This window comes from Intrasporangium sp. (assembly GCF_035280925.1).
In the GTDB taxonomy this organism is placed as follows: Bacteria; Actinomycetota; Actinomycetes; order Actinomycetales; family Dermatophilaceae; genus Intrasporangium.
Genome location: NZ_DATEEY010000083.1, coordinates 1 through 9,248, shown reverse-complemented (window position 1 = coordinate 9,248; position 9,248 = coordinate 1). Strand labels below are relative to the sequence as shown.

Annotated in this window: 10 protein-coding genes and 1 pseudogene; 3 read left to right on the top strand and 8 right to left on the bottom strand. The window is 70.4% G+C overall.

What is annotated here, in order from left to right; all coding sequences use genetic code 11:
- Nucleotides 1–485: pseudogene (locus VJN29_RS08865) on the top strand (hypothetical protein); the annotation flags it as partial.
- On the opposite strand, the gene VJN29_RS08860 reads toward VJN29_RS08865, so the two are convergent.
- The 5 genes from VJN29_RS08860 to VJN29_RS08840 all read right to left on the bottom strand — a co-directional run bounded on the left by VJN29_RS08860 (nt 415) and on the right by VJN29_RS08840 (nt 4,438).
- On the bottom strand, nt 415–1,686 hold the full coding sequence (locus VJN29_RS08860) for a 1-deoxy-D-xylulose-5-phosphate reductoisomerase (protein WP_324143262.1): 1,272 nt from the start codon (nt 1,684–1,686) through the stop codon (nt 415–417). The pseudogene VJN29_RS08865 and the gene VJN29_RS08860 sit on opposite strands and share 71 nt — an antisense overlap.
- Before the next feature lie 114 nt (nt 1,687–1,800).
- Nucleotides 1,801–2,286: an SRPBCC domain-containing protein gene (locus tag VJN29_RS08855; protein WP_324143261.1), complete on the bottom strand. Its 486-nt coding sequence runs from the start codon at nt 2,284–2,286 to the stop codon at nt 1,801–1,803.
- Nucleotides 2,279–2,602 (bottom strand): metalloregulator ArsR/SmtB family transcription factor, encoded by a 324-nt coding sequence (locus tag VJN29_RS08850; RefSeq protein ID WP_324143260.1) that lies wholly within the window; start codon nt 2,600–2,602, stop codon nt 2,279–2,281. Before VJN29_RS08850 ends, VJN29_RS08855 begins: the two co-directional genes overlap by 8 nt.
- Before the next feature lie 32 nt (nt 2,603–2,634).
- Complete coding sequence (locus VJN29_RS08845; protein ID WP_324143259.1) at nt 2,635–3,165, bottom strand: pyridoxamine 5'-phosphate oxidase family protein; 531 nt, start codon at nt 3,163–3,165, stop codon at nt 2,635–2,637.
- 37 nt (nt 3,166–3,202) lie between these two features.
- Nucleotides 3,203–4,438: an SRPBCC family protein gene (locus tag VJN29_RS08840; protein ID WP_324143258.1), complete on the bottom strand. Its 1,236-nt coding sequence runs from the start codon at nt 4,436–4,438 to the stop codon at nt 3,203–3,205.
- A 77-nt stretch (nt 4,439–4,515) separates the two neighbouring features.
- Here VJN29_RS08840 and VJN29_RS08835 point away from each other — a divergent pair, with 77 nt between their 5' ends.
- Both VJN29_RS08835 and VJN29_RS08830 read left to right on the top strand, forming a co-directional pair.
- Nucleotides 4,516–5,025 carry a ribonuclease domain-containing protein gene (locus VJN29_RS08835; RefSeq protein ID WP_324143257.1) on the top strand — a complete coding sequence of 170 codons (510 nt, stop codon included), beginning with the start codon at nt 4,516–4,518 and terminating at the stop codon, nt 5,023–5,025.
- The gene (locus VJN29_RS08830) at nt 5,022–5,369 is read left to right on the top strand and encodes a barstar family protein (RefSeq protein ID WP_324143256.1); all 348 of its coding nucleotides are present in this window, start codon (nt 5,022–5,024) and stop codon (nt 5,367–5,369) included. The genes VJN29_RS08835 and VJN29_RS08830 overlap by 4 nt, the downstream gene beginning before the upstream one ends.
- A gap of 18 nt (nt 5,370–5,387) precedes the next feature.
- On the opposite strand, the gene VJN29_RS08825 is transcribed toward VJN29_RS08830, so the two are convergent.
- The 3 genes from VJN29_RS08825 to VJN29_RS08815 form a co-directional block, all read right to left on the bottom strand.
- A complete protein-coding gene (locus VJN29_RS08825; protein ID WP_324143255.1) occupies nt 5,388–6,443 on the bottom strand; it encodes a DnaB-like helicase C-terminal domain-containing protein in 1,056 nt (351 codons plus the stop codon).
- A 69-nt stretch (nt 6,444–6,512) separates the two neighbouring features.
- A complete protein-coding gene (locus tag VJN29_RS08820; protein WP_324143254.1) occupies nt 6,513–7,982 on the bottom strand; it encodes an NAD-dependent succinate-semialdehyde dehydrogenase in 1,470 nt (489 codons plus the stop codon).
- Nucleotides 7,983–8,047: 65 nt separating this feature from the next.
- The coding region (locus VJN29_RS08815) for a saccharopine dehydrogenase family protein (RefSeq protein WP_324143253.1) at nt 8,048–9,248 on the bottom strand (1,201 nt) is incomplete at its 5' end.

Here is a 9,248-nt window from a genome sequence, read left to right as displayed (position 1 = left end):
TCGTCGCCGCCCGACCGGCGGGCCTCGAGGTCGACTACGACGACCCGATGTGGCAGTCGTACGTCTGGGTGGCGATGCTCGACCCGGTCGAGCTGGCAACGGGCACACGCCTCACTGAGCTGGCCGCCACGGAACGGCGCGGGCGCGAGACATGGTGGGCGAGGGCCGAGGCGATTGCGGGCTACGAGCCGCGGTGCTCGTGCTGCCCCTTACTGTGGGGCGAGGTGTCCGACCGTCTGGAGTTCGGCGACGAAGGCGTCAGGCCACGTGGCTCGTACCCGGATGGGTGGCTCGTCGGGCTCGACCGCCGGACCGGAGTCGTGGTCTCGAGTGAGCCGATCGGCGGCGACGGGACCGTGCTCGGCTTCACCAACGAGATCCACGCCGTCGACATCCCCATCGACGCGGCCCTGTTCAGCCCCCGACCCGGGCCCGGGCAGCCTCGCGCGCCCAGGCGTCGGCGGCGAGGACGTCGTCCAAGGTGAGGTCGGTGGCGCTGGAACAGGGCTCAGCGGCATACGAATCCACAACTGCTGCAACGGTGTCCACGATGCCCACGAAACCCAGGCGACCCTCGTGGAAGGCGTCGACCGCCATCTCGTTGGCTGCGTTGTAGACCGCGGGCCAGGTGCCGCCGGCCTCTCCCACCCGCCGAGCGAGCGCCACGGCCGGGAACGCCTCGTCGTCGAGGGGCTCGAACTCCCACGACTGCGCCTTGGTCCAGTCGCACGGCACGTCGGCGTCCGGGATCCGCTGCGGCCAGGACAGGCCGAGCGCGATCGGCACGAGCATCCGCGGCGGGCCCGCCTGCGCGATCGTCGAGCCGTCCACGAACTCGACCATCGAGTGGATCATCTGCTGCGGGTGCACGACGACGTCGATCCGGTCGAAGGGGATGTCGAAGAGCAGGTGCGCCTCGATGACTTCGAGCCCCTTGTTGACGAGGGTCGCGGAGTTCGTCGTGATGACGCGGCCCATCGCGAAGTTCGGGTGGGCGAGCGCCTGTTCGGGCGTGACGTCGGCGAGCTCGCCGCGGCTGCGCCCGCGGAACGGCCCGCCGCTCGCGGTGACGACGAGGCGCCGGACCTCCTCCGCGCGCCCACCGCGCAGGCACTGGGCGATGGCGCTGTGCTCCGAGTCAACGGGGACGATCTGGCCGGCCTGCGCGAGGGCCTTGACGAGCGGCCCACCGATGATGAGCGACTCCTTGTTCGCGAGGGCGAGGGTCGTGCCGGCACGGAGCGCGGCGAGAGTGGGCTCGAGCCCGATTGCCCCCGTGATCCCGTTGACGACGACGTCGGCTGGGCGGGCGGCCAACACTGAGCTCGCGTCGGGGCCGGTCAACAGCTCGGGGTCGTATTCCGACACACGGGGGCTCCGCCCCCGTGGACCCCCGAAACCCGGGTGGCTGGGTTCATGCGATACGGAGGCGCTGGCGTGCCGGATCGCCGCGGACAGCTCGTCGTCGGTGGCGTTGGCCGCCGCGACGACCGGGACCCGGAAAGCCACGGCCTGCTCCGCGAGGAGCGCGATGTTGCCACCTGCGGACAGGCCCACGACCTCGAAGCGGTCGGGGTTGCGCCGGACGAGGTCGAGGGCCTGGGTCCCGATGGAGCCGGTCGAGCCGAGCAGGATGACCCTGCGCGGCCGGCGCGGCGAGGGCAGGGCAGCGAGCGCATCGGTCACGCGCTCATCCTCCCCCACCCCCGGCAGCACAACACACCGAGCAGTCGTCAACCCGTTGCGGTTGTTTGCCTGGGGGGTTCGCAGATGTTCGGTGTGTTGCGGCGGAGGATGGGGTCAGGTGAGGCGTTCGCCGGTCTCGAGGAGGGTCTTGAGGCCGCTGAGGACGCGCATCCAGCCCGGCCCGGCGACGCTCGTGGCTGTCTGTGGCGACGCCTCGAGGCGATCATGAGTCACGGTGAGCCGCGAGATGCCGTCCTCTCCCGGGGTGATCTCCCAGGTGACTCGGCTGGCGGCCTCGGCGGCGAGGCTCGGGTCGTAGCCGGAGCGCCACTCGTGGACGACGCGGTGTGGGGGGTCGAACTCGAGCGTCGCGCCACAGCCCCAGTCCGAGCCGTCGGGCCCGTGCGAGCGGTAGGCGTCCGCCGAGATGTCGATCTCGGCGCCGTAGAAGTAGCGGCGGGTGAACTCCGGCTTCGTGATCGCATCGAAGACCGCCTCTGGGCTGGCCTTGATGAAGATGTCGTAGACCTGCGTGGTCGGTGCAGCGGACTGCCCACTGGAATGCATAGCAGCGGCCGTCCCGACGAGGGAGTCAGTCATGGTGCTCCTCCAGGGAGGACTTGAGGTCGGCCAGGGCCGACACGTGCGGTTCGGAGTACTTGCTGATCCACCGGTCGTGGATCAGCCGGATCGGGACCGGGTTGAGGAAGTGATGCTTCTCGCGCCCGACCTTGCGAGCCGTGACGAGGCCGGCCGCCTCGAGGACCTTGAGGTGCTTCATGACACCGAAGCGGGTCATGTCGCAGTCGGCCTCGAGCTCGCCGAGCGTGCGGCCGTCACGCTCGAAGAGGCGATCCAGGAGCAGCCTCCTGGTGGGGTCGGCCAAGGCCTTGAACACGGCGTCGTCGTCTGACACCAGACGACAATAGGTGACCAATTGGTCACAGGTCAAGGCCTGGTCGGCGCCACACCCCGGGCCCGCAGCAGCTCGTCCCGCTGGAAGGCGTACGCGACCGCCCACGTCATCCGCAGCCGATACATCCGGATGTCGTCCCCCCACGAGAAGGGGTTGCTGCCATAGTGCGCGGTCCAGTGCGCCTCCACCTCGTCCCGCTCGGGCCCGGGTCGCATGAGCTCGGCCGACCCGTGGCTGAAGAGGGCCAGCTCCTCACCGTCGATGTGCGCCACGCTGACGGCCGGCCGGCGCTCGAGGTGCCTTGCCTTGGCCGAGCTGCCGTCCGTGCTGAAGGTCCACGTGCCGTGCAGGAAGTGACCATCCAGCGCGCTGATGCGCGGCTCGCCGCGGGAGGTCACGGTGGCCGCGGCCAGCACCTTCATCCCCGGGAGCAGCTGCACGAGCTCCTCGGCCGCGAGGCTGCGCTCGTCGTTGATGATCGAACGCAGGTGTCCGGTGGCCCGGGCGTGTGAGGCGTCGAGCAGCCGTTGGAGTGAGGCGATCTCTGCAGGTGTCTCGAGCATCTTCCCAAGGTAGTGCGCCGGTGCCGCGGAGCTGCGGCTACAGCATGCCCCACGTGGTGAACGCCTCGTCGAAGTTGTCGCTCCTCGGCGGGCGGTGCTCAGGGACCGCGATCGGCAGGTGGGGCGGAGGCAGGAGCACCGGTGACGGAACCGGCGCCGGAGGCGGCGGGGCCTCTGGGGCCGGCTCGAAACCTGGGGGCAGGAAGCCGGTGCGCGGGTCGCGCTGGGGCTGGATCCCCGCCTCGGCGAGTCGCCGGATCGCCTCGAGGCGGGCTCGAAGGAGCGCTGCCGCTGGGCCGGCCCCGGACAGCGAGCCTGCGCCGGCCGGGAGCGAGCCGACGAGGGACTCGGTGAGGCGACTGCCCCCGGGTGTCGGCTCGATCCGCGTCACGACGGCCGACTCGAACTCCGATGTCAGGCTGCGCTCGACGAGTCGAGTCGGGCGGACCTGCTCCGTCACCTGGGAGACGGTGACCGATCGCCGACCGTCATCGCTCCGGTGAAGGGCCACGTGGACCGGTTCGGGAGCACCGGGTGCGACGACCGTCGTCACGCCCAAGGTGTGCGGTCGCACGAGTGGCTCTGATCCGGGGTCCAGGAGCAGCTCCCAGAGGGCGTCAGGTGAGACGGCCAGCTCGATGGCTTCATCGTGGGCCACCGGGACGAGCGCCGCCCCTCCCACCGTCGCGTCCAGAGCAGCGATCTCGGCCCCGAGGCGTGCCGAGAACGGGTCGACACCGGCGTTTCCGGGAACCACGGGCACCGCGGCCGGACCGAGGGACGACCCACCCTCGAGCCGCTCCTTCAGGCCGATCAGGCCGCGCTGCAACCACAGAAGGGCAAACGCCGACCGGAGCTCGGTGGCATGCGCCGGCGTGATCCCACTGAGCCGCTGATCGACGATGCAGCCCTCGGCGACCTCCTCGAGCGTCGTCGTGAGGCTGATCGGCGCCGAGCCATCGACCGCCCGGGTGACGACGAGCCCTGGGGGCTCCGCGCCCACGACCAGCCCCAGCCCTGCGCGGAGCCGACCGTTGGGTCGACGCCACAGCACGGCGAGAGCGGTTGGCGGCGCCAGGTGCGCCTCAGGGATGGCCACCACGGCCAGGTCCTCGCTGAGCAGCGGGACCGCCGGAGTGACCAGCTCCTCCCACACCGCCTTGCGGTCGCAGTTGATGAGGACCCGGTGGTGGACGTCGAGCGGCTCGCGCTGCTCCGGAGCCGGACGGCGCAGCAGCTGGTCGCCGATGAGCCCTCGTAGCAGGTTGCGCACGTCCCCGAGTGTGGCCCACGAGGACCAACGGCGTCATGGGTTCGCCCGAGACGGCGCGCGGCGGGCAGGATGAGCCCGTGCGAACGACGACGCAGAGAGCGCTGCTGATGCTCGTGCTGGTCGCAGCAGCCACGCTCGTCGTCTGGCTCCTCGTCCGAGCGGCTGGTGACGGCAGCACGGTGGGGCGGGACACCGCCGAGGAGCCCAGCCGAAGCGTGACTGCGACGTCGGTCGGGGACGGAGCTCAGCGGCATACGTCAGCTGATGACGCGACCCCCAGCGCAACGGATCCGGTGTCGGGACTGCCCTGGGTGGCGGAGTCCGCCCTCCCGGCCGAGGCGCGTGAGACGCTCGCGCTGATCGAGGCGGGCGGGCCCTTCCCCCACCCCCGCAACGACAACCAGACCTTCTTCAACCGCGAAGGCATCCTGCCCCGCGAGCGCCGCGGGTACTACCGAGAGTTCACGGTGGAGACACCCGGCTCCGATGACCGCGGCCCGCGCCGGATCGTCACGGGAGTCGGTGGAGAGAAGTACTGGACGGACGACCACTACGACTCGTTCAGCCGGATCCGGGAGGGCACATGACGACGTTCCTCGGACGGCACGACGAGGTCGACGACCACATCATCACGCTCGTCGCGCATGGCGCCGACGTGCGTGTCGTGCGGGCCGGCACCGGCAAGCGCTCCGTGCTGGCTGAGTTCGCCTCGGCTCTGGAGCTGCCCGCGTGGTTCGGCCACAACTGGGATGCCCTCGTGGACGCGCTGCGCGAGCTGTCCAACGACGATGGGCGACGCATCGAGCTGGTCTGGGACCACGCCCACGAGCTGCGGGAGAGCGCGCCCGAGACCTACGCCCTCGTCGTCGACATCCTCGAGCAGGTCGCCGACGAGCGCGACGACCTCGGCCTCACCATCATCGACCGGTAGGCACGCCGGACGCGACGGTCAGGTCGTGAAGACCCGTTCGTCGATGAGCCGTTCCTTGACCTCGTTGCCGCGCGTGTGGAAGCGCCCGTGCTCGAAGTCCTTGGCGAACTCGAGCTCGATGTGACCACGTCCGTGCCGGTTCTTCTCCACGGTGAGCACGGTCCAGTCGCGGAACCGCTGCATGTTGCCCAGGTCATAGACGAGATGGTCACGCGACACGACGTCGAGCTTGTCGCTGAGGATCAGCACGACGTCGGCCTCATAGGCCAGGGAGGACGTGCCGCGCAGGTCGTGGGTGCGCATCCGGTGGCCGGATGCCAGCGCCTCCTTGTCGGCCGCAGAGATCGCGACGATGGGCGCCCCGACCTCCAGCGCCAGGTCCTTGAGAGCCTCGACGGCGACCGTCGAGCGCTCCTCCTCAGCCGTACCGGGGACCGGCACCTTCTGGAGGTAGTCGACGAGAACGAGCGGCGCGGTGCCCGACGCGGCCGTGACCTCCCGGACGATGCGGCCGACCTCATCGAGCGTCGTGGTGGCACCCGACGACTCGTGGACGTGGAGCCGGTCACCGTAGCCCTCCAGGGTCGAGAGCGCCTCGGACCCACCCGGCAGCCGGGAGAGCAGCGCATCGAGCGAGGCCCCGCCGGAGCCGGCCTCGAGCGCCCGCCGCACGCTGTGGACGTCCGCCGCCGTGCTGATCCCGAAGTCGTCGACCGCATCGGCGCCCTCGAGCGACTCCATGGCCTCCATCGCGATGAGCCGCTCCAGCAGGGTGTGCGCCTCGTGCTCGTAGGAGAACACGAGGGCGTGTCCGCCGGCAGCAACGGCGTTGCGGGCGAACTGGAACCCGATCGTCGTCTTGCCGTTGCCGGCTGGGCCACCCACCAGGACGAGCTCACCCGAGCGGAATCCGCCGATCAGCGTCGCGTCGAGGGCGGTGAAGCCCGTGGGGTGGACCTTGGCGCCGGCCGGGAGACCGCGCCGGAGGACGTGGTCGACGTCACTGAGCAGGCTGCTCACCGAGTGCGGTCCGTTGGCCTGTCCGTTGGGCGTCTGTCCTGGAGGGCTTGCCATGAGGTCGATTTGAGCACAACGAACCCTCGAATGGGGCCGTTCACCGAACTCTGGACGAGGAGCGGCTGGTCAGAGGGCCAGGCCCACGTACTTCGTCTCCAGGTACTCCTCGATCCCCTCGAACCCACCCTCGCGCCCGACGCCGGAGGCCTTGACGCCGCCGAATGGCGCGGCCGGGTTGGACACGATGCCCTGGTTCACGCCGACCATGCCGTACTCGAGGGCCTCGCTCAGCGTGATCGCGCGGGACAGGTCCTTGGTGAACAGGTAGGCGACGAGACCGAACTGGGTGTCGTTGGCCAGCCGGATCGCCTCGTCGTCGGTGCGGAAGGTCGTGACCGGCGCGACGGGTCCGAAGATCTCCTCCTGCGACAGGTCCGCATGAGCCGGCACGTCGGCGAGGACGGTGGGCTCGAAGAACCACCCCGCCCCCTCGCGCGCGTTGCCGCCGACCATGACGCGGGCGCCCTTGGAGACGGCGTCCTCGACGAGGGACTTGACCTTGTCGCGGGACTTCTCGTCGACCAGGGGGCCGACGTCCACCCCGTCCTCGGTGCCGCGGCCGAGGGTCAGCGCGCCCATGCGCTTGGCGAGCCGCTGGGAGAACTCGTCGGAGACCGACTCATGGACGTAGAAGCGGTTGGCCGCCGTGCAGGCCTCTCCCATGTTGCGCATCTTGGCCAGCATGGCGCCGTCGACCGCCCGGTCGAGGTCGGCGTCCCCGAAGACGAGGAACGGCGCGTTGCCACCGAGCTCCATGGACACTCGCAGCACGCCCTCGGCGGACTGCTCGATGAGCCGCTGCCCGACCACCGTCGACCCGGTGAAGGTCAGCTTGCGCAGACGCCGGTCCCGGATGATCGGCTCCATCACCTGACCGGTGCGGCCATGGCTGGTGGTGACGACGTTGAGCACTCCCTTGGGCAGCCCGAGCCCGTCGAGCAGGTCCGCCAGGGCCAGCATCGTCAGGGGGGTCTGGCCGGCCGGCTTGACCACCATCGTGCAGCCGGCGGCAATGGCCGGGCCGATCTTGCGAGTCCCCATGGCGAGTGGGAAGTTCCACGGCGTGATCATCAGCGTCGGCCCGACCGGCTGCTTCATCGTGAGCAGTCGCGTCGCGCCGTTGGGGGCGGTGCTGTAGCGACCGTGGACGCGCACGGCCTCCTCGGAGAACCAGCGGAAGAACTCCGCGCCATAGGTGACCTCGCCCCGTGACTCCGCGAGGGTCTTGCCCATCTCGAGCGTCATGAGCATGGCGAACTCGTCCGCCCGCTCGGTGATCTTCTCGTAGGCCGCTCGCAGCAGCTCGGCTCGGTCGCGCGGTGGCGTGCGGGCCCACTCTCCCTGTGCCGCCACGGCGGCATCGAGCGCGGCCCGGCCGTCCTCGACTGTCGCGTCCGCCACGTGGGTGAGGATCTCGCCCGTCGCCGGGTCGTCGACGGCAAGCGACGAGCCATCGGAGCTGTCGCGCCACTCCCCCGCGATGAACAGGCCCTTGGGCACCGTGTCGATGACGGACTGCTGCGTCACTGCTGTCATGGGCTCCAGCCTAGTTCGGTCGTTGGTCACGCGACCGCGGGCCGTGCCCACTCGCGTGGGGGCAGTCACCGGTCCTCGAGGCCCCACGGCGACTCGTAGCCCGCCGGCTTGGGCGCGGCGAGCAGGTCCAGGAACGGCTGGGCGTCGAAGGCCTCCGGCCCGAGAACCCCGCTCCCGCTCCATGTCCCGCGGGCGAGCAGCTCGAGGGCGACGACGGGGTTGACGGCCGTCTGCCAGACGACGCACTGGGCACCGTAGGCCTGCATCGACCACGCGTTGTCCACGACGTGGTACAGGTAGGTCCGCCGCGGCCGGCCGTCCTTGCCGGTGCCCGTGACGAACAGTCCGGCGCACGTCTTGCCCGTCATGCGTGGCCCGATCGTCGCAGGTTCGGGTAGCACTGCCGCGACGACGTCGCGCGGGGACACCTCCACTCCGCCGACGCGGACCTTCTCCGTGCGGTCGAGGCCAAGGGTGTTGAGCGTCTTGAGCACGCCGATGAACTCGTCGCCGAGCCCGTACTTGAAGGTCACCCGCTTGGCGTCGACCCAGCGTGGCATCAACAGCACTTCCTCGTGCTCGACGTTGACGCACTCCACCGGCCCGATCCCCTCGGGGAACTCGAACACCTCGGGCTCGCTGAACGGCTCCGTGGTGTACCAGCCGCGGCCCTTCTCCCAGACCACCGGCGGGTTGAGGCACTCCTCGATCGTGGTCCAGATCGAGAAGCTCGGCGCGAAGATCTCGTTGCCGTCGTCGTCGTGGACGGCGAGGCTGGCGCCGTCACGGGTGCCGAGCTCGTCGATCTCGCTGAAGAGGTGGTCAGCGGCGTAGCGGGCGAACACGTCCGAGAGCCCGGGCTCGACGCCGATCCCGACGAGGGCGAGCCGACCCTCCGCCTCCCACTCCTGCGCCTGGGCGAACTGGTCGTCACCCAGCTTGACGCCGGTCTGCGAGTAGGGCTCGGTCTCGTGTCGCCTCGACAGGCTCATCGCCATGTCGAGGTAGTCGGCACCCGCCGCCCGCGCCCCCTCGAAGATGGGCATGACGAAGCGTGGGTCGACGGCGTTGAACACGTGCGTCGCCCCGTGCTCACGCGCGAGTGCGGAGACCGCCTCCGAGTCCGACGCGTCGACCTGCGCCGCGACGAACCGTCCCGGGCCGCCGGACAAGCCATCTGCCGTATGCCGCTGGGTCACCTCCCGCACGGTGCGCTGGGCCCGCGCCACGTCGAAGTCGGCGACGACCCACAGCTCGAAGAAGTCG